The organism is Kitasatospora sp. NPDC002551 (assembly GCF_040296005.1).
Classification (GTDB): domain Bacteria; phylum Actinomycetota; class Actinomycetes; order Streptomycetales; family Streptomycetaceae; genus Kitasatospora.
On sequence record NZ_JBEOWI010000006.1, the window covers coordinates 163,782 to 187,596 of the forward strand.

The following is a 23,815-nucleotide window of genomic DNA, read 5'->3' on the forward strand; positions in this document are numbered from 1 at the left end:
GGCCGGCTGCCCGCTGAGCAGCCGGCCCGCCCCCAGGCCCCCCTCAGACCACACGAACGACTCTCGACTTACGAAAGAGGGCTTGACGACCAGTGCTTGACGTCAACTTCTTCGACGAGCTCCGCATCGGCCTGGCCACCGCCGACGACATCCGCCAGTGGTCGCACGGCGAGGTCAAGAAGCCGGAGACCATCAACTACCGCACCCTGAAGCCCGAAAAGGACGGCCTCTTCTGCGAGAAGATCTTCGGCCCCACCCGGGACTGGGAGTGCTACTGCGGTAAGTACAAGCGCGTCCGCTTCAAGGGCATCATCTGCGAGCGCTGCGGCGTCGAGGTGACCCGCGCCAAGGTGCGCCGTGAGCGGATGGGCCACATCGAGCTGGCCGCCCCGGTCACCCACATCTGGTACTTCAAGGGTGTGCCGTCCCGCCTCGGCTACCTGCTCGACCTGGCGCCGAAGGACCTTGAGAAGGTCATCTACTTCGCCGCCTACATGATCACCTGGGTCGACGACGAGCGCCGCCAGCGCGACCTGCCGTCCCTGGAGGCGCACGTCTCGGTCGAGCGCCAGCAGATCGAGAACCGCCGCGACTCCGACCTCGAGGCCCGTGCCAAGAAGGCCGAGACCGACCTGGCCGAGCTGGAGGCCGAGGGCGCCAAGGCCGACGTGCGCCGCAAGGTGCGCGAGGGCGCCGAGCGCGAGATGAAGCAGCTGCGCGACCGCGCGCAGCGCGAGCTCGACCGCCTCGACGAGGTGTGGGCCCGCTTCAAGAACCTCAAGGTCCAGGACCTCGAGGGCGACGAGCTGCTCTACCGCGAGCTGCGCGACCGCTTCGGCACCTACTTCTCCGGCTCGATGGGCGCGGCGGCCCTCAAGGACCGCCTGGAGACCTTCGACCTGGCGGAGGAGTCCGAGCGCCTGCGCGAGATCATCCGCACCGGCAAGGGCCAGAAGAAGACCCGTGCGCTGAAGCGCCTCAAGGTCGTCTCCGCGTTCCTGCAGACCACCAACAAGCCCAACGGCATGGTGCTGGACTGCGTCCCGGTCATCCCGCCGGACCTGCGTCCGATGGTGCAGCTGGACGGTGGCCGCTTCGCGACCTCCGACCTGAACGACCTGTACCGCCGCGTCATCAACCGCAACAACCGCCTGAAGCGGCTTCTCGACCTCGGCGCGCCCGAGATCATCGTGAACAACGAGAAGCGCATGCTCCAGGAGGCCGTCGACGCGCTGTTCGACAACGGCCGCCGCGGCCGTCCGGTCACCGGCCCGGGCAACCGCCCGCTGAAGTCCCTCAGCGACATGCTGAAGGGCAAGCAGGGTCGTTTCCGCCAGAACCTGCTCGGCAAGCGCGTCGACTACTCGGCCCGTTCGGTCATCGTCGTCGGCCCGCAGCTCAAGCTGCACCAGTGCGGTCTGCCCAAGGCCATGGCGCTGGAGCTCTTCAAGCCGTTCGTGATGAAGCGCCTGGTCGACCTGAACCACGCGCAGAACATCAAGTCGGCCAAGCGCATGGTCGAGCGCGCCCGCCCGGTCGTGTGGGACGTCCTCGAAGAGGTCATCGCCGAGCACCCGGTCCTGCTGAACCGCGCGCCCACCCTGCACCGCCTCGGCATCCAGGCCTTCGAGCCGCAGCTGGTCGAGGGCAAGGCCATCCAGATCCACCCGCTCGTCTGCACCGCGTTCAACGCGGACTTCGACGGTGACCAGATGGCCGTCCACCTGCCGCTCTCCGCGGAGGCGCAGGCCGAGGCCCGCATCCTGATGCTGTCCTCGAACAACATCCTGAAGCCGGCCGACGGTCGCCCCGTCACCATGCCGACCCAGGACATGGTGCTCGGTCTGTTCTTCCTCACCTCGGACCGCGACAACGTGAAGGGCGCCGGCCGCACCTTCTCGTCGACCGCCGAGGCGATCATGGCCTTCGACGCCCGCGAGCTGGACGTCCAGGCCCCGATCGAGCTGCGCCTGCCCATCGGCACCGTGCCGCCCCGCGGCTGGACCCCGCCGGTGGACGAGGACGGCCAGTCCTCCTGGTTCGAGGGCGAGTCCTTCCGCCTGAAGACCACCCTGGGCCGCGCGCTCTTCAACGAGCTGCTGCCCGAGGACTACCCGTTCGTCGACTACGAGGTGGGCAAGAAGCAGCTCTCCGCGATCGTCAACGACCTGGCCGAGCGCTACCCCAAGGTCACCGTCGCGGCGACCCTGGACAACCTGAAGGCGGCCGGCTTCCACTGGTCGACCCGTTCGGGTGTCACCGTCTCGATCTCGGACGTCATCGTCCCGCCGAGCAAGCCCCAGATCCTGGAGGGCTTCGAGGCGAAGGCGGAGAAGGTCCAGAAGCAGTACGAGCGCGGTCTGATCACCAACGACGAGCGCAAGCAGGAGCTCGTCGGCATCTGGACCCAGGCGACCAACGAGGTCGCGGACGCCATGGCCGCGAACTTCCCGAAGACCAACCCGATCTTCATGATGGTCGACTCGGGCGCGCGTGGAAACATGATGCAGATGCGCCAGATCGCCGGTATGCGTGGTCTGGTGTCCAACGCGAAGAACGAGACCATCCCGCGACCCATCAAGGCGTCGTTCCGTGAGGGTCTCTCCGTGCTGGAGTACTTCATCTCCACCCACGGTGCCCGTAAGGGTCTCGCGGACACCGCCCTGCGTACCGCCGACTCCGGTTACCTCACCCGTCGTCTGGTCGACGTCTCCCAGGACGTCATCATTCGCGAGGAGGACTGCGGCACCGAGCGCGGCCTGAAGCTGGCGATCGGCTCCGTGGGCGCCGACGGCGTGCTGCGCAAGGCCGACGACGTCGAGACCAGCGTCTACGCCCGCATGCTCGCCGAGGACATCACCGTCGACGGCAAGCTGCTGGCCACCGCCAACACCGACCTCGGTGACGTGCTGATCGACGAGCTGATCCGCCACGGCATCGCCGAGGTCAAGACCCGCTCGATCCTGACCTGTGAGTCGGCCGTCGGCACCTGCGCCATGTGCTACGGGCGTTCGCTGGCCACCGGCAAGCTGGTCGACATCGGTGAGGCGGTCGGCATCATCGCCGCCCAGTCCATCGGTGAGCCCGGTACCCAGCTGACCATGCGTACCTTCCACACCGGTGGTGTGGCCGGTGACGACATCACCCAGGGTCTGCCGCGTGTCGTCGAGCTCTTCGAGGCCCGTACCCCCAAGGGTGTGGCCCCGATCTCGGAGGCGCAGGGCCGGGTCCGCATCGAGGACACCGAGAAGACCCGCAAGATCGTCGTCACCCCGGACGACGGCACCGACGAGATCGCCTACCCGGTCTCCAAGCGTGTCAAGCTCCTGGTGAGCGAGGGCGAGGCGGTCGAGGTCGGCCAGAAGCTGACCATGGGTGCCACCAACCCGCACGACGTCCTGCGCATCATGGGCCAGCGTGCCGTCCAGGTCCACCTGGTCGCCGAGGTCCAGAAGGTCTACAACTCGCAGGGTGTGTCGATCCACGACAAGCACATCGAGATCATCATCCGGCAGATGCTCCGCCGCGTGACGATCATCGAGTCGGGCGACGCCGAGCTGCTCCCGGGCGAGCTCGTCGAGCGCGGCCGCTTCGAGCAGGAGAACCGTCGCGTGGTCTCCGAGGGCGGTCACCCCGCCTCCGGCCGTCCGCAGCTGATGGGTATCACCAAGGCCTCGCTGGCCACCGAGTCCTGGCTGTCGGCCGCCTCCTTCCAGGAGACGACCCGGGTGCTCACCGACGCGGCGATCCACGCCAAGTCGGACCCGCTGCTGGGCCTCAAGGAGAACGTCATCCTCGGTAAGCTCATCCCGGCCGGTACGGGTCTGCCCCGCTACCGCAACATCCGGGTCGAGCCGACCGAGGAGGCCAAGGCCGCCATGTACTCGGCCGTCGGCTACGACGACTACGACCTGTCGCCCTTCGGCGCCGGCTCCGGCCAGGCGGTCCCGCTGGACGACTACGACTACGGCCCGTACACCGGCTGAGTCGAAGGTTCCCGTCCGCAGGGCGGCCACCCCCTCCCGGGGTGGCCGCCCTGCGGCGTTGCGGGGGCGGCGTTCCGGGGCGGGCGGAAGCCGATTAGGGATTCCGGCCGAGGTCGCGTAAGATCGTGTTTACCGACGCGGGGTGGAGCAGCTCGGTAGCTCGCTGGGCTCATAACCCAGAGGTCGCAGGTTCAAATCCTGTCCCCGCTACTGCATCGAAGGGCCCGGAGGCATCTAGCCTCCGGGCCCTTCGGCGTTCCCCGGCTCCCCGTGCGGGGGAGGGCCGGAAACCGGTCCGGCGGGACAGCCGCGGGACGGTCGATCTATCGGTGGCGGCCGGAGCGCGCCGGCCGTACCGTCCGGGGCATGAACGCGAAGCGCCCGCTGATCGCCGTCCTCACCGGCGCCGGGATCTCCACCGACTCGGGCATTCCCGACTACCGCGGCCCGAACGGGCTCTGGCAGCGCGACCCGGACGCGCAGCGGCTGGTCACCATCGGCCCCTACCTCTCCGACCCGGAGGTCCGCCGGCGGGCCTGGCGGCTGCGCGCCGAGACGGGCGCCCTGGCCGCCGAGCCGAACGCCGGGCACCGGGCGCTGGTCGGGCTGGAGCACTCGGGGCTGCCGGTGCGGGTGCCCACCCAGAACGTCGACGGGCTGCACCAGCGGGCCGGGCAGACGCCCCGCAAGGTGCTCGAACTCCACGGCACCGCACGGGAGGTGCAGTGCGTGGAGTGCCGGGCGGTGGCGCCGATGGAGGAGGCGCTGGAGCGGGTCGCGGCGGGCGAGGCGGATCCGCCGTGCCGGGCCTGCGGCGGGATCCTGCGGCCGCGCACCGTGATGTTCGGCGAGCAGCTGGACCCGGAGGTGCTGCGGCGGGCGGACGCGATCAGCCAGGCCTGCGAGCTGTTCATCGCGGTCGGCACCAGCCTGCAGGTGTTCCCGGTGGCGGCGCTGCCGTACAACGCGGTGAAGACCGGCTCCCGGCTGATCATCGTGAACGGCGAGCCGACGCCGTTCGACGAGGCCGCCGAGGAGGTCGTCCGCGAACCGATCTCCGCCGCCCTGCCGGCCCTGGTCCGCCGGCTGGTCGCCCGGTACGCCTGAGGCCGTCCGGGCCCTCGGGAGGGCGCCGGGTTCGCGGACGAATCGCCGACCGGGTTCCGAACTCACCGCTCCCGGTGGCCTGTTCTGCGCTACGCTGCCGCGCGGAGCGGCGTGGCCGGTTTCCGGCCACCGGGGGAGGCCGCACGGGCGCACGCGCCTGAGCGCCGCACCGGCCAGGGGCGTCCCCCGCTCCGCGGCGGCGCGTACGAAGGAGCCCTCATGACCTCAGGCCGACTGCTGGACCGCCACGCGATCGGGGGCGAGCTGCGCGCGCTGGCGGACCGGCCCGGCCTGGTGGGTCGTCAGGAGGAGCTCCGTGAGCTGGGGTTGGCGCTCTCGGGCGCCGGTGACCTCGACCCGTGGGCCGAACTCGACCTGGTGCACAGCTTCGTGCGGCCGGAGAGCGTGCGGGCCGCGGTGCGGCCGCGCCCCGAGCCGAGGTTCTGGTCCTGGGCCGAAGTCGCCCTGGGCGCCCTGGTGTTCGTCCCTCTGCTGGTCACCTGGGGCGGACTGATGCAGGCCACCAGCGCCTACCGGGCGCTGATCGGCGCGGACGCCCGGCAGGCCGAGCGCCCGTTCCTCCAGCTCTGGCAGACCGGCTTCGAGGGCCGGCTGCCCGGATGGGCCACCTTCGGCGACGTCGCGCTGTCCGCCACCCTGTTCATCACGCTGCTGCTCGCGCTCTCGGTGGCGCACGGCGTGCGCCGGGCCGGCACCGAGCGCCGCGAGGCCGCGGCCGAGGGCGAGGCGGAGGACCTGCTGGCGGAGCTGGCGCCGGTGCTCACCCGCGCCCAGCTGGTGCTGAACGAGCGCCGCCGCTCCACGCCGCAGCGCTTCGCGGCCGAGCTGACCGGCGCGGCGCAGACCCTGGAGCGGCTCGGCCGCCAGGCCGCGGACACCCAGCGGGAGCTGAGCGAGGCCGCGCTGGCCGTCGAGCGCTCGGTCGCCGGGGCCGAGCAGCGCCTCGCCGAGGCGGGCGAGGCGGTCGACCCGCTGCGCCGGGCCGTCGACGGCGTCGAGAAGGCGGTGGACGGCATCGGCCAGGCGGTCGACGGGGTCGGCCGGGCGGTGCGGGACAGCGGCGACCGGCTCGCCGAGACGGTCCGGGACGGCGCGGCGGCCACCGACAACCTGGTCCACCGGGGCGGGAAGCAGCTCACCGACGCGGCCGAGCTGGTCCGGCGGGCCGCCGACCGGGTGGGCGCCGAACTCGCCGGCGCGGGCGAACGGGTGGAGGAGGCGGTGCGCGATCTCGCGGTCGCCCAGCGCGGGTTCACCACCGGCGCGGAGACCGTGGCCGACGTCAGCGGGCAGGTGCTGGAGCGGCTCGACGGGCTGGCCCGGGACGTCGCGATGCTGGCCGACCGGGTCGCGGCGGCGGCCTCGGCGGCCACCGCGGCGGCGGCCCGCCCGGAGGGGGCCGGGCCGGCCGGACACCCCGGCGAGGCGGGCGTCGTCATGGTGAAGACGGCGTCCGGGTCCGGTCCCGACGGGGGCACCGCGCGGTCCCGGGGCACGGCTGCGGCCGCCACCGCCGCCTCGGCCGCCGAAGCCGACGACCGGACCCTGCTGGAGCTGGACGAGGTGCCGGTGCACGGGCAGGGCCGATGAGGGGCCGCTTCCGGACGGCCCGGCCGCGGATCCGGGGCGTGCACCTGGCCGGCTGGCTGTTCGCCGACATGCTGCTCGTGCTCGCCCTGGTCGCGATGGGCGACCAGGGCGACCCGGTGGCCGCCGAGCGGGCCGCCGCGCCCACCGCCACCCCGAGTGCCACCGCGACCGCCACCGCCGCGCCCAGCGCCACGCCCACCCCGACCGGGCCGCGCGGCGTCGAGCACGACCCGGTCACCGTCGACGTCTCCGGAGACTCCTCGGACACGGCCGGCCTGGCCGCGCAGATCCGCGCGGCCACCGAGCGGTACACCGGCCGGCAGGCCGCCGTGGTCCTCACCTTCGGCAGCAACCGCGACCCGGGCGCCGGCCAGGCCTACGCCCACACCGTCAACGGCCTGCTGGCGCAGGCCCGTCCGGAGATGTTCCGGGGCACCACCACGCGGGACTTCATCTCGCTGGCGGACAACCCCCGGCACGCCTCGCTGGAGATCTACTTCTACACCGGCTGACCCTGCCCGCCGGCCAATCCAAGGAGAAGTTCCGTGCAGATCCTCCCGTTCTACGCCGTGTGCGACGAGTCGGGGTCGATGAGCGCCGACATCGACACCCTCAACAAGGCCCTGTTCGACCTCCACCAGGAGATCAGCACCAACCCGACCATCGCCGACAAGACCCGGTTCGGGCTGATCGGCTTCTCCACCGACGCCCACGAGCTGCAGCCGCTGGTCGACCTCAGCGACCTCGACGAACTGCCCGCCCTGGAGGCCTCCGGCCTCACCTCCTTCGGCAACGCCTTCGGCCTGCTCCGCCAGGCGATCGAGCGGGACGTGCAGGCGCTGAAGGCGGACGGCCACGACGTCTACCGCCCGGTGGTCTTCTTCCTCTCCGACGGCGTGCCGACCGACTCCGACTGGGACCGGCCGTACCAGGACCTGCTGGCCGCCGCCTTCCGGCCGCACATCATCGCCTTCGGCATCGGCCAGGCCGACCGGAGCGTGATCGCGCACGTCGCGACCTTCAAGGCGTTCATGCAGGAGGACGGCAACGCCGACGTGGCGGTCGCGCTGCGGGAGTTCGCGGCCAGTCTGACCCGCTCGATCGTCCGCTCGGTGAGCGGGGCGACCGAGGCCGGCCAGGGCATGAGCCTGCAGGTCGACGACCACGTGCCCGGGTTCACCTCCGTCTCGCTCGACAAGCTCTGAGGCCGGGCCGCCGGATGAACGCGTACGACAACCAGCTGCCGGCCGGCCGCGCGCCGGAGCCCGGGCCGGAGCACGTGCCCACCCGCAAGGGCGACCCGATCGACCTCGCGGCCTCGGTGTACGAGCACGGCTGGGGCCCGGAGCCCGCGACGACGGGGACGCCGCCGACCGTCCCCTCCGGGCCGGTGGTCCCGGAGGGGTTCCTGCCGCGGCCGATCGGGCCGGGGCCGTCGGCGGTCCGCGGGCCCTGGAGCGCCGAGGGCCCGGGCGTCGTGCCGCCCGAGGCCGTCGCCGGCCCCTTCGCTCCCGCTGCCGCCGCTCCCGCCGCCGGTCCCTTCGCGCCGGCCGGACCGTTCGCGCCGACCGGTCCGGCCGTCACGCCGGCCTCCGCCGAGGAGCCCGGCCCGCTGCCGCACATCGGCCGCAAGCCCCCCGCCTACCCCGCCGAGCCGACCGACATCCCCGCCCTGCAGGGCGGCGACCTCGTCGGCGCGCTGCTGCCCGACACCGTGGTGGACGGCGGAGTCCTCGGCCGGACCACCGTCCGCGCCGCCTCCGTCCGCGGCGACGGCCACCGCTACGCGGCCGAGTGCCGCCAGGACGCCGTCCTGGTCGTGCGGACCGGCGAGCTGCTGCTGCTCGCGGTCGCCGACGGCGTCGGCTCCCAGCCGCGCTCCCACCACGGCTCGCACGGCATCGTCCGGCTGCTGACCAAGCAGGTCGTGCCGAAGGCGGAGACCCTGCTGGCCTTCCTGCGCTCCGGAGCCGAACTCGACTTCGCCAGCCTGATGAGCCGGCTCATCGCGGCGGCGGCCATCGAACTCGCCCAGGAGGCCGAGCGCGCCGGCCACCCGCCGAAGTCCTACTCGACGACGCTGCGGGCGCTGCTGGTGCCGGCCGACCCGGCCGTCCCGTTCCGGGGCTTCGTGTCGGTCGGCGACGGCGGGCTGCTGCGCCTGCGCGAGGGCGGCTGGCAGAACCTCGAAACGGACGGCGGCGACGAGGGCGGCACGCTGATCAGCACCCGGACCGACTGCCTCCCCGAGGCGTACGAGCACGCCCGGGCCCGGCTGATCACCGACACCCGCCCCGGCGACGTGCTGGTGCTCTGCACCGACGGCCTCGCGCTCCCGCTACTCAAGGAGCCCGAGCTGCAGCAGTGGCTCGGCGAGCGCTGGGGCCGCGAGGTGCCCGGCCTCGCGGAGTTCCTCTGGCAGGCCCAGGTCCGGGTGCGCAGCTACGACGACGACCGCTCGGTGGTCTGCCTCTGGGAGGCCGCGCCGTGACCGCGCCGGACATCGCCACCGCACTGGCCGGCGGCGGGGACGCCGGCCTGGCGCTGCTGCCCGTCGGCGCCGAGGCCGGCCGGGGCGGCCAGGGCCTGGTGCAGCGCCTGGACGGCTACCCCGGCCTGCTGTTCAAGCGCTACCTGGAGGCCGGCCGGGTCAACGGCCGGGCGCTGGTCGAGCTGGTCGGCCTGCGGCTCACGCTGCCGCAGGCCGACCGCGACCGCCTCGACGCCCAGGCCGCCTGGCCGCTCTGCCGGGTGGTGGACGGCCCGCGCTGCGTCGGCTTCCTCATGCGGGAGGCCCCGCCGGCGATGACCTGGCAGACGGCCACCGGCGCGCGCAAGCTCACCGAGGCGCAGTACCTGCTCTACCCGGAGAAGCCCGCTACCCAGGGCATCGTCCGCCCGGACGCGGAGCAGCGGCTGGCCCTGGTGCTGGAGCTGGTCGGGCTGATCGACCGGCTGCACCGCTGGGGGCTGGTGATCGGGGACCTCTCGCACGCCAACGTGCTCTGGACGGTGCGGCCCGAGCCGGCGGTGCACCTGCTGGACTGCGACGGCATCCGCAAGGTCGGCGCGGCCCCGGTGCTGGAGCAGGCGGACACGCCCAACTGGGCGGATCCGCGCTCCCCGCACGGCAGCGCCGCCTCGGTGGACAGCGACCGCTACAAGGCGGCGCTGCTGATCGGCCGGACGCTGGCGCAGGACCCGTACGTGGCACCGGGCACGCCGCTGGAGCCGGTGCCGGGCGTGCTGACGGACCGGCAGCTGGCGATGGTCCGGCGGGTCTGGGAGCAGGCCGCCGGACCGTACGGGAGCCGGCCGGACCTCACCGCCTGGCTGCTGGCGCTCGGCGGCCGCGGCAGCATCCCGCTCGCCCCGGGCCTGGCCCCTCCGCCGCGGCCCCCGGCCCGGCCGGTCGACCAGCGGCTGTTCGACGGCCGGGCGGCACGGGGAAGCATCCGGCTGCAGCGGCCGAGCTGACCGCAGCGGGGGCCGGACGGAGCGCATGCGTACGATGATCCTTCCGGCTCCCCCTCATGGCCTGGAGTGATCGACCGATGACGACGACGGCGAAGTTCGACCCCTGGTCGGCGGCGTTCGTGGCCCACCCCTACGACGCGTACGCCGCCCTGCGCGAGCAGGCCCCCGTGACGTACTTCGAACCCACCGACCAGTGGCTGGTCTCGCGGCACGAGGACGTCAGCGCGCTGCTCCGCGACCGCAGGCTCGGCCGCACATACACCCACCGGTTCAGCCACCAGGAGTTCGGCCGCCCCGAACCCGACCCGGCGCACGAGCCGTTCCACACCCTCAACGACAACGGCCTGCTCGACCTGGAGGCTCCGGACCACACCCGGATCCGCCGGCTGGTCTCCAAGGCCTTCACCCCGCGCATGGTCGAGGGCCTGCGGCCCACCGTCCACCGGCTCGCCGGGGAACTCGTCGACGGCCTGCTCGCCGACGGCGGCGGCGACCTCATCGCCGCCGTCGCCGAGCCGCTGCCGGTCGCGGTGATCGCCGAGATGCTCGGCGTCCCGGAGTCCGACCGGCACCTGCTGCGCCCGTGGTCCGCCGACATCACCGGGATGTACGAGCTCAACCCGACCGAGGACGCCGCCCGCCGGGCCGTCACCGCGAGCACCGAGTTCTCCGACTACCTGCGCGCCCTCATCCGCGAGCGCCGGGCCACCCCCGGCGAGGACCTGATCAGCGCGCTCATCCAGGCCCAGGAGGGCTCGGACGCGCTCAGCGAGCAGGAGATGATCTCCACCTGCGTGCTGCTGCTCAACGCCGGCCACGAGGCGACCGTCAACACCACCGGCAACGGCTGGTGGGCGCTGTTCCGCCACCCCGGGGAGCTGGCCCGGCTGCGCGCCGACGTCGACGGACTGCTGCCCACCGCCGTCGAGGAACTGATGCGCTGGGACACCCCGCTGCAGATGTTCGAGCGCTGGGTGCTGGAGGACATCGAGGTCCGCGGCGTCACCATCCCGCGCGGCTCCGAGGTCGCCCTGCTCTTCGGCTCCGCCAACCGCGACCCCGAGCGCTTCGCCGACCCCGACCGCCTGGACCTCGGCCGCACCGACAACCCGCACATCACCTTCGGCGCCGGAATCCACTTCTGCCTCGGCGCCCCGCTCGCCAGACTGGAGCTCACCGAGTCCTACGGCACCCTGCTGCGCCGCGCCCCGGGCCTGCGGCTGGTCCGCGAGCCCGAGTGGCAGCCGGGCTACGTGATCCGGGGGCTGAAGGAGCTGCTGGTCGAGGTGTGACGGGGGAACCGGACGCGGGCCGGCCGCGTCGAATCGGCAGCCAGGCGCGGGCACCGGCCCGCGCCGTGACCGAGAGGCGAGGCCGGCCATGTCCGCGACGTCCGCCCGCACCCGCCGTCCGGCGGTGCTCCTGCTCTGCTGTGCGGCCCTGCTCACCGCCTGCGGCTCCTCCGGCGGCAGCACGGCCGTGGTCCGGGCCGACCCCGCGACGCTGCCGCCCGCCGACCCGGCCCAGGTCGCCGCCACCGCCTCGGCCACCGGCGCCTTCGGGCTCGACCTGCTGCACACCCTCACCGCCGCCCCCGGCGCGGCCGGCCGCAACCTGGTGCTCTCGCCGTCCGGCCTGGCCACCGCCCTCGCCATGGTGCTGCCCGGCGCGCGCGGCACCACCGCCGAGGAACTCGCCAAGGCGCTGCACACCGGGCTCACCCCCGAGCAGTACGCGCTCGCCACCGGCACCCTGAACCGGTCCGGCGCCCCGGCCGGCAAGGACGGACCGGTCCTCCGGCAGTCCGACGACCTCTGGGCCCAGCGCGACTACCCGCTCGACCAGCGCTACCTCGGCGTGCTGGCCGCCGCCTTCGGCACCGGCGTGCACACCGCCGACTTCCGCAAGGATCCGGAGGGTGCCCGCAAGGCCGTCAACGGCGTCGTCGAGAAGGCCACCGAGGGGCGGATCAAGAACCTCTTCGCCGAGGGGCAGATCAACCCGAACACCCGGCTCGCGCTGACCGACGCGCTCTACCTCAAGGCCGACTGGGCCGAGCCGTTCAAGGCCGGGAAGACCACCGGCCGGCCGTTCCACCGCCTCGACGGCACCGAAACCGCCGTGCCCACCATGGCCCAGACCACCGGCCTGCGCTACGCCGAGGGCTCCGGCGGCATCCTCGGCGAACCCTGGCAGGCCGTCGAACTCCCGTACGCGGGAAGCACGTTGGCGATGGACCTGGTGGTGCCCGCGCAGGGCGGCTTCGCGGCGTTCCGCAAGGGCCTGGACCAGGCCGAGCTGGACCGGATCCTCGGCTCGCTCGCCGAGCGGACCGTCGACCTCACCCTGCCGAAGTTCCACTTCGACACCGCGAACGAGCTCTCGCCCGCCCTGCAGGCCCTGGGCGTCAGGGCCGCCTTCGGGCCGGCCGCCGACCTCTCCGGCATCCCCGGGCCGGGCGCCGAAGGGGCGCTCACCATCGGCACGGTGGTGCAGAAGGCCACCGTGCAGGTCGACGAGCAGGGCACGGTCGCGGCGGCCGGCAGCGGCGTCGGCGTGGAGGCGATGGCCGCGCCGGTGCCCGCGAGCCCGGTGCAGCTGCACATCGACCGGCCGTTCCTCTTCCTGATCCGGGACACCGCCACCGGGCGGCCGCTCTTCCTCGGGCAGGTCACCGACCCGGCGGCGAAGTAGCGCGGGAGGCGGCGCGGCGCGTCACCCGGCCGGGTAGCGGTCCCCGAGCGCCGGGTGGCCCGGCTCGCGGCTGCCGAACAGCACCAGCAGGTCGTCCGCCGTCCGCAGCAGCGCCTCCCGGCCCTCCACCGCCTCCGCCCAGTCGGCCGGCAGCGCCGAGGCGCCGTACGCCGCGCCGACCAGGTTGCCGCAGACGGCGCCGGTCGAGTCGCTGTCACCGGAGTGGTTCACCGACAGCAGCAGCGCCGAACGGGCCGGCCGCGGCTCGGCGGACGTCGCGAGCAGGCAGTACACCGCGATCGCCAGGCACTCCTCGGCGATCCAGCCCAGTCCCACCCGCTCCACCGCCTCGGCCGACGGCTCGGACTCCTGGGCCACCCGCACCGCCCGGGCCAGCGCCTGCACCGTCTCCTTGGAGGCCGGCCACTCCCGGGTCTGCTCCACCGTCTCGCCGACCGCCGCCCAGGGCTCCGTCCCGGCCGCCAGCCGCTCCACCAGCGCCGCGAACGCGCCCGCCGCCAGGTAGCCGGTCGGGTGCCCGTGGGTCAGCTGCGCGCACTGCGCGGCCAGCCCGAACGACTGCTCCGCCCCCAGCCGGGCCAGCCCGAACGGCGCGGAGCGCATCACCGTGCCGCAGCCCTTGGAATGCGCGTTGATCGGGCCCGGCTGCCCCAGCGCCACCGGCGGCTCGAACACCGGGTGGTACTGCACGCCGGTCATGCAGGCGTTGCCCGGCGCCCGCTGCGCGTACAGGAACGGCTCGCGCAGCAGCCAGCCGTCGTACGGGCGGGGGAGCGGCTCGCGGTCCGGCGCGCCCTGCTGCTGGGTGAGCAGCCAGCGGCGGTAGGCGCCGTGCACCGCCTCCGGCACCGAACCGCCGCCGCCGGACCAGCCGCGGACGAAGCCGCGGATCAGGCCCTCGGCGGTGAACAGCGTCATCTGGGTGTCGTCGGTGACCTCGGCCACCAGGCCGCCGCCCGGCAGGCCGGCCACGCCGTCCGGGCCGTAGCGCTCGCGGATCTGCCGCAGCTGGAGGAACTCCACCGGCCAGCCCAGGGCGTCCCCGATCGCGCCGCCGAGCAGCGCCCCGCGCACCCGGTCCCGGTAGCCCGTCTCCGTACTCACATCGCCCACCCCTCGTAGTCCCCGCGACCCGTTTCTACCAGGCGCCCGGGCCCCGGTCCGGGACCTCAGCGCCTGATCTCGCCCGAGCGTCCGCGCAGGGAGGCCCGGTCCGCCGCCGCGCGGCCGGCCGCCCAGCCCTCGCCGTCGCTCACCCGCACGCGCTGGGACACCAGCTTGGGGAACATCCGGTCCACCTCCTGGTCCACCGCCTCGGTGCGGGCCTTCAGGGCCGGCAGCAGCCGCGCGTCCGGGACCAGCTGCTCCGCCGTGCCGTCCTCGCGCAGGTGCCGGCCGGCGGCGGCGGCGCTGGTCGTCCGCTCGGTGGCCTCGGCCAGCCGCTCGCGGATCCGGGCGGCGTAGGCCACCAGGAAGGACTGCCGGAAGGCCTTGGTGCGGGAGGCGCCGTCCAGGTGCTGGCGGGCGCCGGCCTGCTGCATCGCGTGCGTCGCCTGGACGAGGAGCGAGGTGTAGAGCAGCTCGACGCCGTCCAGGTCGGCGTCGAAGCCGATCACGGTGCAGAAGCCGAACTCCTTCGCCCAGACCACCCGGCAGCGGTTGGCGGCCGCGACGGCGTCCAGCAGCATCGTCTTCGGGCCCTCGTAGGGGTTGTCGACGCCGATCCGCAGCGCGCCCGGCGCGTGCGGGTCGGCGCCGTCGACGGCGAGCAGGGCCTCGTCGATGCTGTGCTGGGCCATGAGCTGCTGGGCCTTGGCGGTCAGCGCCTCGGCCTCCTCGGGGAAGTCGGTGGACTCGGCCTTCGCCAGCAGGGCGCGGATCCGCGACAGCATCCGCGGCTCGCCCGTCACCGGGCCGCGCGGGCCGGTCTCCCGGCGCGCGCTCTGTCCCGGGGCGGGGCCCACGGGGGCGATCGGGGGCAGCCGGCCCCAGCTGCGCAGCAGCTCCAGCAGCGCGGTGGCGAGAGCGAAGCGGTCCAGCCGGTGCCGGTGGGCGAACGCGGGGAGGTGCGCCTCGTCGGACGTCCACCAGACCTCCGCCTCCAGCTCGCGCAGCTGCTCCTGCCAGCGGCGGTCCGTCGCGGCCGCGGGGTGGCGGCGGCCCTCGGCGGCGATCAGGTCCACGGCGAGCGCCAGGTGCACGGGCTTCAGCTCGCGGCGCACCACCCGCGCCAGGTCCGCCGGCCGCCACCCGGCCGACCAGCACCGCCCGACCGCCGTGTCCGCGTACCCCAGCACCGCCCGGCTCACCGCCGGCCACTGCCCGGCGGAGGCCGCCAGCAGTGAGGCCCCGGTGTCCAGCGCGAGGTCCAGCCCCTCCTCGGACGCCGTCACCACCCCCCGCACCGCCGTCTCCAGCAGCGCCCCGGCGTCCCCGCCGCTGCCGCCGCCGTCCTGCTTCCGCCTACCCACGCCGCCTACCTCCGGGTTCCATACCTCCCACCCATGATGCCGGACCACCTCGTCGGGCGGCTTCGGCTTCGCCTCGCCGCTATCGCATCGGGGGCTGTGGCCGATCAGGTGAGCGGGATGCCCGAGCAGCCTTCTTTCACCGGCCGGTTGCGGAGTGGGAGGTCGGCCGTTCCGACTTCCCGCTCCGGAGGAGCCGCATGGCGATGTGGGCGGCCCCTCGCCCGGCGCGAGCGAGGGGCCGCCGTTGTCAGCGTTCGACGGCCTTGGCGAGGATCTCGGGGAGGCGTTCCAGCAGGCGGCCGGCGGCGAGGCGCAGGCCGAGGGTGGCGACGAGGGCGCCGTAGAGGGGGCCGGCGAGGAGGAGGGGCCAGGTGGGGGCGTCGGCGGCGAGGGCCCAGGCGAGGTAGCCGACGGCGGGGGAGGCCACGATGACGCTGCCGAACATCGAACCGAAGCTGTTGAGCATCACCAGGCCGCCCTGGCCCGGGGCGGCGTTGCGCATCGGGTTGTTGTCAGCGGGCATGGTGTACGGCGCGAGCACGCTGAGCACCGCGCCGATGGCGATGCCGCTGCCGAGCAGGGCGAAGGCGAGGCCGACGGCCGAGGGCAGACCGGACCAGTCGCCGCTGGCGGCGGCCAGCACCACGGCGAGCACCAGGGTGACCGGCACGGCGTACGAGAGCAGGGCGAACGCCCGGCCGCGCAACTCGTCGCGGGCGTCGGTCGGGGTCAGCAGGGTGGCGGCGACCATCCAGAACGCGGAGCCGTCCATGCCGAACAGGTTGAGCATCTGCAGGCCGAGGAACAACCCGGTCATCGCCACCAGGTAGACCGTGGACCAGCCCTGGACGATCGACAGCACGCAGATCACCAGCGTCATGCCGATGCTGGTGAACACCGCGGCCTTGGCCCGCGGTTCGCGCCAGGCGTACCGCAGGTGGCGCTGCATCACGGCGCCGACCCGGCCGTCCGGCAGGAAGCGCCAGCCGCGCCCGGAGTCCTGGACGCCGCGCACCACCTCCAGCGTCGAGGCGTCGGCCGTCACCATCAGCTGCTGCAGGCTCGCCCGCCACCAGCGCAGCAGGACGACCAGCAGCACCGCGGTCGCCGCGAGCTGGAGCAGTGCGAGCGGGTACCGGCCCTCGCCGGCGGTGCGGACGGCGTCGACGGCGGAGACCGGCGGCACCCAGCGCAGCACGGAGGCGATCGGGCCCAGCGGTTCGAGGTCCAGGCCGTTGGCACCGGGCTTGCCGAAGACGCTCTGCGAGCCGACGTTGGCGATCTGCACCAGCAGCGCGAAGAGCAGGCCGCCGAAGATGGCGAAGTCCTTGCCCCGCCGGCTGGAGAGCAGCCGGGCGTTGCCGGCGGCGACCGCGCGCGACAGCACGACGACGGTGAGCACCGCGAGCGGCACACCGAGCACCCCGGCCGCCGCCGAGGCGCCGCCCCGCGCGCCGGAGAGCGCGGCGCCGGTGAGCAGGACCAGGCTGATCAGCGGCCCGGGCCCGAGCAGGGCCGCCAGCACCGAGCCGCGCAGCAGCGGGCCGGGCCGCAGCGGCAGCATGGTCAGCCGGGTCGGGTCGGCGCTCTCGTCGCTGGAGAACAGGAAGAGCGGGAGCGCCGCCCAGCCGAGGGTGAGCGCGCCGGTGAGGACGACGCCCGCGTCGGCGGCGGACCCGGTGTCGACCGCGTGCTCCAGCATGGCCATGGCCAGCGCGATCCCGCCGGCGAACAGCAGGCCGACGACGGCGCCGAGCGCGTAGAGGACGGCGCGGCCGCGGCTGCGGCGCAGGCCGTTGCGGAGCAGCCGCAGCTTCAGCGAGACCAGGGTGCGCACGACCGTGCGGTCGTCGGGCACGCCGGAGCCCAGCGCCGTGGAGGCGCTCACCGGTCGCCCCCGCCGAGCCAGCCGAGCGCCTGGCCGTCGTCCTCGCGGACGCCGATGAGCTCCAGGAACGCCTCGTGCAGGCTGCGCCCGCCGCGGACGGTGTCCAGCGGGCCCTGGGCTATCACCCGGCCGGCGCTGACGACGGCGACCCAGTCGCAGAGCTGCTCGACGAGCTCCATGACGTGGCTGGAGAAGACGACGGTGGAGCCGGCCGCCGCGTACCGCTTGAGCACGCCGCGGATGGTCTGGGCGGAGACCGGGTCGACGCCCTCGAAGGGCTCGTCGAGGAAGAGCACGTCCGGGTTGTGCAGCAGCGCGGCGGCCAGGCCGATCTTCTTGCGCATGCCGGTGGAGTAGTCGGCGACCAGCTTGTCGGCGTGGCCGGCGAGGTCGAGGACGGCGAGCAGCTCCTCGGCGCGGCGGTCGACCTCGGCGCCGGGCAGGCCGCGCAGCCGGCCGTTGTACCGCAGCAGTTCGCGGCCGCTGAGCCGCTCGAACATCCGCAGGCCCTCGGGCAGGATGCCGATCCGCGCCTTGGCGGCGACCGGGTCGGCCCAGACGTCGGCGCCGTGGACGAGCACGGTGCCCTGGTCGGGCCGGAGCAGGCCGGTGACCATCGACAGGGTGGTGGTCTTGCCGGCGCCGTTGGGGCCGACCAGTCCGACGAACGCCCCGGCCGGCAGCTCCAGGCTGAGCCCGGCGACGGCGGCCTGGGTGCCGAAGTGCTTCCACAGGCCCTGGATGGAGACGGCCGAGGGCACGGGAGCGGCGGGGACGGGGAACGGCGGTGGCGCTGACGCCTGCATGGCGGCTCTCTCTGCTGGTGGTCGGACCGGTCGGGGCCGGTGGAGATTCCATGATCGGTACGGGCCCGAACGACAGCCTGCCACCGCCCGGCCGGGCCTGTCTGCAGGGGCGATGCCCCGGGTGCGTCAGGGCCAAACGGGTGGTTGCGGCGGTGGGCACGGCCGGAGGGCACCGAAAAGTCGGCGGATCGAGGGAATTGGCAACTACTCAGGACTCCCGTTCGTCCTGCACTATGAGAGCCCAGGGAACGGGCGAGAACCGTGTGCGCGCGGGGGTACCGGGAGGTGGCGGATGGCCGTTCAGCCGTGGGGTGAGCAGGGCTACGGGACGGCCAAGCCGCCCGCGTCCACCCCGCCCGCGCCCCCGTACGCTCCGGCGCCGCACGCCGCGCAGCACGTCGCGATGCCGCAGTCGGCGATGCGCGCGGCGACCACGGACCGCGAGCGCACGGTGGACGTGCTGAAGGCCGCGTTCGCCGAGGGCCGGCTGAGCGCCACCGAGTACGGCGAGCGGTTCGAGGCGGCGAGCACCGCGCAGACCTACGGCCAGCTGGCCCGGCTGGTCGCCGACCTGCCGGCCGGACCGATGGTGGCGCCCCCGATGATGGCGCCGCAGATGGCGATGCCGGTGCCGCCGACCTTCCTGCCGCCGCCGGTCCTGGTGCCGCCGCCGCGGCCGACCAACGGCGCGGCCGTGGCCTCCCTGGTGCTCGGCCTGCTGGGCATGGGCCTGCCGGCGGTGGTCGCAGGCCACGTCGCCAAGAACCAGATCCGCCGGCGCAACGAGGACGGCGACGCGATGGCCACCGTCGGCCTGGTCCTCGGTTACCTGGAGTGCGTGATGTGGACCCTCTTCGTGTTCGTCCTGATCGCGTCCGCCGGCTGACCGGGCCCGCCGCGGGGAGGCGTTCGAGTGGCGGCGGCCTCCCCGGTGTGGTAGAGCGGCAGGAGGACGGTCCGACACCGGGCGGCCGTGCGCGGGACACCCGCGCGACACCCGGCCGATGGCCGTCACCTGCGGCGTTGCATTTGTTTTGACCGCGCCCGATGCGCTAGGTACGCTCTGACCTTGTGCCTGGGGTGTCCCCGGGTCCTTGTGCGTGCATGCACACCGGTCGCCGCGCCGAGCCGGAGCGCCTCCCAGCGCGCCGCGCGTTGAGCGCCGTCGCTGTACATCAGCTCACGGGATTCCGTGCCGGAAAAAACCCAACACACCCGACCGCGTGGGTCGACCACGGGGCCGTGTGCGAGGGAATCACCGCAGGTTAGTTCCACCAAGCCTTGGCACACAGAAAACGGAGAAACGGTGCCTACGATCCAGCAGCTGGTCCGAAAGGGCCGGCAGGACAAGGTCGAGAAGAACAAGACTCCCGCGCTGAAGGGCTCCCCGCAGCGCCGTGGGGTCTGCACGCGTGTGTACACGACCACCCCGAAGAAGCCGAACTCGGCGCTTCGTAAGGTCGCCCGTGTGCGCCTCACCAGCGGGATCGAGGTCACCGCTTACATCCCGGGCGAGGGCCACAACCTGCAGGAGCACTCCATCGTGCTGGTGCGCGGTGGTCGTGTGAAGGACCTTCCTGGTGTCCGCTACAAGATCATCCGCGGTTCGCTCGACACCCAGGGTGTCAAGAACCGCAAGCAGGCCCGCAGCCGCTACGGCGCCAAGAAGGAGAAGTAAGAATGCCTCGTAAGGGCCCCGCCCCGAAGCGCCCGGTCATCATCGACCCGGTCTACGGCTCCCCGGTCGTCACCCAGCTGGTCAACAAGATCCTGCTGCACGGCAAGCGCTCCACCGCCGAGCGGATCGTCTACGGCGCCCTCGAGGGCGTCCGCGAGAAGACCGGCTCGGACCCGGTCGTCACGCTGAAGCGCGCGCTGGAGAACGTCAAGCCGGCCCTCGAGGTCAAGTCCCGCCGTGTCGGTGGCGCGACCTACCAGGTTCCGGTCGAGGTCCGCCCGGGCCGCGCCAGCACCCTGGCGCTGCGCTGGATGGTCGGCTACTCCCGCGCCCGTCGCGAGAAGACCATGACCGAGCGCCTCATGAACGAGATCCTCGACGCCAGCAACGGCCTGGGCGCTTCCGTGAAGCGTCGCGAGGACACCCACAAGATGGCCGAGTCCAACAAGGCCTTCGCGCACTACCGCTGGTAGTCCGTACCCCGTCACTAGACAGAGAGAGAACGAGCCACCATGGCTGCAACCTCCCTTGACCTCGCCAAGGTCCGCAACATCGGGATCATGGCGCACATCGACGCGGGCAAGACCACCACCACCGAGCGGATCCTGTTCTACACCGGTGTGTCGTACAAGATCGGTGAGGTCCACGATGGCGCTGCCACCATGGACTGGATGGAGCAGGAGCAGGAGCGCGGCATCACGATCACGTCGGCCGCGACGACCTGTCACTGGACCGTCGACGATGCCGACCACACCATCAACATCATCGACACCCCGGGGCACGTCGACTTCACCGTCGAGGTGGAGCGCTCGCTGCGCGTCCTCGACGGTGCCGTGACGGTGTTCGACGGTGTCGCCGGTGTCGAGCCCCAGTCCGAGACCGTGTGGCGGCAGGCTGACCGCTACGGCGTCCCGCGCATCTGCTTCATCAACAAGCTGGACCGCACGGGCGCCAACTTCTTCTTCTGCGTCCAGACCATCGTGGACCGCCTCGGCGCCACCCCGCTGGTCATGCAGCTCCCGATCGGTGCCGAGTCGGACTTCCAGGGCGTTGTCGACCTGGTCCGCATGAAGGCGCTGGTCTGGTCCGCCGAGGCCGCCAAGGGCGAGATGTACGACATCGTCGACATCCCGGCCGAGCTGCAGGAGCAGGCGGACGAGTACCGCGAGGCGCTGATCGACACCGTCTCGAACGTCAGCGACGAGATCATGGAGCTCGCCCTCGAGGGCGAGGACATCCCGGTCGAGCTGCTGCAGGCGGCGATCCGCAAGGGCACGCTGAACTCGGACTTCACCCCGATCTTCTGCGGCACCGCGTTCAAGAACAAGGGCGTTCAGCCCCTGCTCGACGCCGTCGTCAAGTACCTGCCGTCCCCGCTGGACATCGAGTCCATCGAGGGCACCAAGCCGGGCGACGACACCGTCAAGATCTCCCGCAAGGCCTCGGACGACGAGCCGCTCGCCGCGCTCGCGTTCAAGATCATGTCGGACCCGCACCTCGGCAAGCTCACCTTCGTCCGGGTCTACTCGGGCCGCCTGGAGTCCGGCACCTCGGTGCTGAACGCCGTCAAGGGCAAGAAGGAGCGCATCGGCAAGATCTACCGCATGCACGCGAACAAGCGTGAGGAGATCGAGTCGGTGGGCGCCGGCGACATCATCGCCGTCATGGGCCTGAAGCAGACCACCACCGGTGAGACGCTGTCCGACGAGAAGAACCCGGTCATCCTGGAGTCCATGGACTTCCCGGCCCCGGTCATCCGCGTCGCGATCGAGCCCAAGTCCAAGGGTGACCAGGAGAAGCTGGGTGTCGCCATCCAGCGTCTCGCCGAGGAGGACCCGTCCTTCCAGGTCAACACGGACGAGGAGACCGGCCAGACCATCATCGCGGGTATGGGCGAGCTGCACCTCGAGGTGCTGGTCGACCGTATGCGCCGTGAGTTCAAGGTCGAGGCCAACGTCGGCAAGCCGCAGGTCGCGTACCGCGAGACCATCCGCCAGGCGGTCGAGCGCATCGACTACACCCACAAGAAGCAGACCGGTGGTTCCGGTCAGTTCGCCAAGGTGCAGATCGCGATCGAGCCGCTCGAGCAGGCCGAGGGCTACGAGTTCGTCAACCAGGTCACCGGTGGCCGCGTTCCGCGCGAGTACATCCCGTCGGTCGACGCCGGCTGCCAGGAGGCCATGGAGTTCGGCATCCTCGCCGGCTACCCGCTGCAGGGTGTCCGCGTGAAGCTGCTCGACGGCCAGGCGCACGACGTCGACTCCTCCGAGCTCGCGTTCAAGATCGCCGGCTCGATGGCCTTCAAGGAAGGCGCGAGGAAGGCCAAGCCGGTCCTCCTCGAGCCGATGATGGCCGTCGAGGTCACCACGCCCGAGGACTACATGGGCGACGTGATCGGCGACATCAACTCTCGCCGTGGCCAGATCCGGTCCATGGACGAGCGTCACGGTGCCCGCGTCGTCACGGCGCTGGTGCCCCTCTCCGAGATGTTCGGCTACGTCGGTGACCTGCGCAGCAAGACCTCCGGTCGCGCGAGCTACTCGATGCAGTTCGACTCGTACGCCGAGGTTCCGAAGAACGTGGCGGACGACATCATCGCCAAGGCCAAGGGCGAGTGACGTCCCGACATTCGGGACGATAACGAACCCTTAGGCTATTAGGAGGCAACCCGGGAGGATCCGGTCGGATCCTCCCGGGGCCTCCGGCCCCCCCACCAGCGGGACGGCACGGGGTGTCCTCCGGACAGCCCGCACCAAAACCGATCAAAGACCAACTGGCGTCAGCACGGCGTACAGGAACTGTCCTCAGGAGGACTCAGTGGCGAAGGCGAAGTTCGAGCGGACGAAGCCCCACGTCAACATCGGCACCATCGGTCACATCGACCACGGTAAGACCACGCTGACCGCGGCCATCACCAAGGTGCTGCACGACGCGTACCCGGAGATCAACCCCTTCACGCCGTTCGACCAGATCGACAAGGCGCCGGAGGAGCGGCAGCGCGGTATCACCATCTCCATCGCGCACGTCGAGTACCAGACCGAGGCGCGCCACTACGCCCACGTCGACTGCCCGGGTCACGCGGACTACATCAAGAACATGATCACCGGTGCCGCCCAGATGGACGGCGCCATCCTGGTGGTCGCCGCCACCGACGGCCCGATGCCGCAGACCAAGGAGCACGTCCTCCTGGCCCGCCAGGTCGGCGTCCCCTACATCGTTGTCGCCCTGAACAAGGCCGACATGGTGGACGACGAGGAGATCCTGGAGCTCGTCGAGCTCGAGGTCCGCGAGCTGCTCTCCGAGTACGAGTTCCCGGGCGACGACCTGCCGGTCGTCCGCGTCTCCGCGCTGAAGGCGCTGGAGGGCGACAAGGAGTGGGGCGAGAAGCTCCTCGGCCTGATGCACGCCGTCGACGAGAACATCCCCACCCCGGCCCGCGCCGTGGACCAGCCGTTCCTGATGCCGATCGAGGACGTCTTCACGATCACCGGTCGTGGCACCGTCGTCACCGGTCGTATCGAGCGCGGCATCCTCAAGGTCAACGAGACCGTCGACATCATCGGCATCAAGACCGAGAAGACCACCACCACGGTCACCGGCATCGAGATGTTCCGCAAGCTGCTCGACGAGGGCCAGGCCGGTGAGAACGTCGGTCTGCTGCTCCGTGGCATCAAGCGCGAGGACGTCGAGCGCGGCCAGGTCATCATCAAGCCGGGTTCGGTCACCCCGCACACCGACTTCGAGGCCCAGGCCTACATCCTGTCGAAGGACGAGGGTGGCCGCCACACCCCGTTCTTCAACAACTACCGCCCGCAGTTCTACTTCCGTACCACGGACGTGACCGGCGTCGTGACCCTCCCCGAGGGCACCGAGATGGTCATGCCGGGCGACAACACCGCCATGACCGTCGCGCTGATCCAGCCCGTCGCCATGGAGGAGGGCCTGAAGTTCGCCATCCGCGAGGGTGGCCGCACCGTCGGCGCCGGCCAGGTCACCAAGATCGTCAAGTAATTCGACGCTCTGATCGCTCACCCCCCGGGTGAGGAGGGCCCGGTGGACTCACGTCTACCGGGCCC

The 23,815-nt window shown here is 72.4% G+C and carries 18 protein-coding genes and 1 tRNA gene; 15 read left to right on the top strand and 4 right to left on the bottom strand.

The genetic code is table 11. The features are described from left to right. Positions 1-92: 92 nt before the first annotated feature. The 10 genes from ABT093_RS08660 (at position 93) to ABT093_RS08705 (ending at position 12,875) form a co-directional block, all read left to right on the top strand. Complete coding sequence (locus tag ABT093_RS08660; RefSeq protein WP_350561856.1) at positions 93-3,986, top strand: DNA-directed RNA polymerase subunit beta'; 3,894 nt, start codon at positions 93-95, stop codon at positions 3,984-3,986. A gap of 136 nt (positions 3,987-4,122) precedes the next feature. Continuing rightward, a tRNA-Met gene (locus ABT093_RS08665) sits at positions 4,123-4,196 on the top strand. A 156-nt stretch (positions 4,197-4,352) separates the two neighbouring features. Then, on the top strand, positions 4,353-5,093 hold the full coding sequence (locus ABT093_RS08670; protein ID WP_350561858.1) for an SIR2 family NAD-dependent protein deacylase: 741 nt from the start codon (positions 4,353-4,355) through the stop codon (positions 5,091-5,093). A gap of 219 nt (positions 5,094-5,312) precedes the next feature. Beyond that, a complete protein-coding gene (locus ABT093_RS08675) occupies positions 5,313-6,704 on the top strand; it encodes a methyl-accepting chemotaxis protein (protein ID WP_350561860.1) in 1,392 nt (463 codons plus the stop codon). Beyond that, positions 6,701-7,216: a hypothetical protein gene (locus tag ABT093_RS08680; protein WP_350561862.1), complete on the top strand. Its 516-nt coding sequence runs from the start codon at positions 6,701-6,703 to the stop codon at positions 7,214-7,216. The genes ABT093_RS08675 and ABT093_RS08680 overlap by 4 nt, the downstream gene beginning before the upstream one ends. A 33-nt stretch (positions 7,217-7,249) precedes the next feature. Continuing rightward, positions 7,250-7,909: a vWA domain-containing protein gene (locus tag ABT093_RS08685; RefSeq protein ID WP_350561864.1), complete on the top strand. Its 660-nt coding sequence runs from the start codon at positions 7,250-7,252 to the stop codon at positions 7,907-7,909. A 14-nt stretch (positions 7,910-7,923) separates the two neighbouring features. After that, a complete protein-coding gene (locus tag ABT093_RS08690) occupies positions 7,924-9,195 on the top strand; it encodes a protein phosphatase 2C domain-containing protein (protein WP_350561866.1) in 1,272 nt (423 codons plus the stop codon). After that, the gene (locus ABT093_RS08695) at positions 9,192-10,181 is read left to right on the top strand and encodes a hypothetical protein (RefSeq protein ID WP_350561868.1); all 990 of its coding nucleotides are present in this window, start codon (positions 9,192-9,194) and stop codon (positions 10,179-10,181) included. Before ABT093_RS08690 ends, ABT093_RS08695 begins: the two co-directional genes overlap by 4 nt. Before the next feature lie 77 nt (positions 10,182-10,258). Then, on the top strand, positions 10,259-11,473 hold the full coding sequence (locus ABT093_RS08700; protein WP_350561870.1) for a cytochrome P450: 1,215 nt from the start codon (positions 10,259-10,261) through the stop codon (positions 11,471-11,473). A gap of 88 nt (positions 11,474-11,561) precedes the next feature. Next, positions 11,562-12,875: a serpin family protein gene (locus ABT093_RS08705; RefSeq protein ID WP_350561872.1), complete on the top strand. Its 1,314-nt coding sequence runs from the start codon at positions 11,562-11,564 to the stop codon at positions 12,873-12,875. A gap of 21 nt (positions 12,876-12,896) precedes the next feature. On the opposite strand, the gene ABT093_RS08710 is transcribed toward ABT093_RS08705, so the two are convergent. The 4 genes from ABT093_RS08710 to ABT093_RS08725 all read right to left on the bottom strand — a co-directional run bounded on the left by ABT093_RS08710 (position 12,897) and on the right by ABT093_RS08725 (position 18,061). After that, on the bottom strand, positions 12,897-14,000 hold the full coding sequence (locus ABT093_RS08710) for an ADP-ribosylglycohydrolase family protein (RefSeq protein WP_350561874.1): 1,104 nt from the start codon (positions 13,998-14,000) through the stop codon (positions 12,897-12,899). 65 nt (positions 14,001-14,065) lie between these two features. Then, positions 14,066-15,367, bottom strand: coding sequence for a DUF2786 domain-containing protein (locus ABT093_RS08715; protein ID WP_350561876.1), 1,302 nt, complete (start codon positions 15,365-15,367; stop codon positions 14,066-14,068). A gap of 247 nt (positions 15,368-15,614) precedes the next feature. Then, positions 15,615-17,255, bottom strand: a complete 1,641-nt coding sequence (locus tag ABT093_RS08720) for a GumC domain-containing protein (RefSeq protein ID WP_350561878.1) — start codon at positions 17,253-17,255, stop codon at positions 15,615-15,617. Then, positions 17,252-18,061, bottom strand: a complete 810-nt coding sequence (locus ABT093_RS08725) for an ABC transporter ATP-binding protein (RefSeq protein ID WP_350561880.1) — start codon at positions 18,059-18,061, stop codon at positions 17,252-17,254. Before ABT093_RS08725 ends, ABT093_RS08720 begins: the two co-directional genes overlap by 4 nt. A 292-nt stretch (positions 18,062-18,353) precedes the next feature. Here ABT093_RS08725 and ABT093_RS08730 point away from each other — a divergent pair, with 292 nt between their 5' ends. From ABT093_RS08730 to tuf, 5 genes are all read left to right on the top strand, one after another. Next, positions 18,354-18,947, top strand: coding sequence for a DUF1707 and DUF4190 domain-containing protein (locus ABT093_RS08730; RefSeq protein ID WP_350561882.1), 594 nt, complete (start codon positions 18,354-18,356; stop codon positions 18,945-18,947). Between the two features lie 420 nt (positions 18,948-19,367). Next, positions 19,368-19,739 (top strand): 30S ribosomal protein S12, encoded by a 372-nt coding sequence (rpsL, locus tag ABT093_RS08735; protein WP_014144289.1) that lies wholly within the window; start codon positions 19,368-19,370, stop codon positions 19,737-19,739. A gap of 2 nt (positions 19,740-19,741) precedes the next feature. Beyond that, positions 19,742-20,212: a 30S ribosomal protein S7 gene (gene rpsG, locus ABT093_RS08740; RefSeq protein WP_030055803.1), complete on the top strand. Its 471-nt coding sequence runs from the start codon at positions 19,742-19,744 to the stop codon at positions 20,210-20,212. A gap of 39 nt (positions 20,213-20,251) precedes the next feature. Next, complete coding sequence (gene fusA / locus ABT093_RS08745) at positions 20,252-22,357, top strand: elongation factor G (RefSeq protein WP_350561884.1); 2,106 nt, start codon at positions 20,252-20,254, stop codon at positions 22,355-22,357. A gap of 199 nt (positions 22,358-22,556) precedes the next feature. After that, positions 22,557-23,750 (top strand): elongation factor Tu, encoded by a 1,194-nt coding sequence (gene tuf / locus ABT093_RS08750; RefSeq protein WP_030280743.1) that lies wholly within the window; start codon positions 22,557-22,559, stop codon positions 23,748-23,750. Positions 23,751-23,815 lie beyond the last annotated feature (65 nt).

Bases quoted from the DNA above. Each gene is read 5' to 3' on its own strand.
- ABT093_RS08730 (WP_350561882.1), top strand. From the start codon at position 18,354: ATGGCCGTTCAGCCGTGGGGTGAGCAGGGCTACGGGACGGCCAAGCCG.
- ABT093_RS08725 (WP_350561880.1), bottom strand. From the start codon at position 18,061: ATGCAGGCGTCAGCGCCACCGCCGTTCCCCGTCCCCGCCGCTCCCGTG.
- ABT093_RS08700 (WP_350561870.1), top strand. From the start codon at position 10,259: ATGACGACGACGGCGAAGTTCGACCCCTGGTCGGCGGCGTTCGTGGCC.
- ABT093_RS08690 (WP_350561866.1), top strand. From the start codon at position 7,924: ATGAACGCGTACGACAACCAGCTGCCGGCCGGCCGCGCGCCGGAGCCC.
- ABT093_RS08670 (WP_350561858.1), top strand. From the start codon at position 4,353: ATGAACGCGAAGCGCCCGCTGATCGCCGTCCTCACCGGCGCCGGGATC.
- rpsG (WP_030055803.1), top strand. From the start codon at position 19,742: ATGCCTCGTAAGGGCCCCGCCCCGAAGCGCCCGGTCATCATCGACCCG.
- ABT093_RS08680 (WP_350561862.1), top strand. From the start codon at position 6,701: ATGAGGGGCCGCTTCCGGACGGCCCGGCCGCGGATCCGGGGCGTGCAC.
- ABT093_RS08675 (WP_350561860.1), top strand. From the start codon at position 5,313: ATGACCTCAGGCCGACTGCTGGACCGCCACGCGATCGGGGGCGAGCTG.
- fusA (WP_350561884.1), top strand. From the start codon at position 20,252: ATGGCTGCAACCTCCCTTGACCTCGCCAAGGTCCGCAACATCGGGATC.
- ABT093_RS08705 (WP_350561872.1), top strand. From the start codon at position 11,562: ATGTCCGCGACGTCCGCCCGCACCCGCCGTCCGGCGGTGCTCCTGCTC.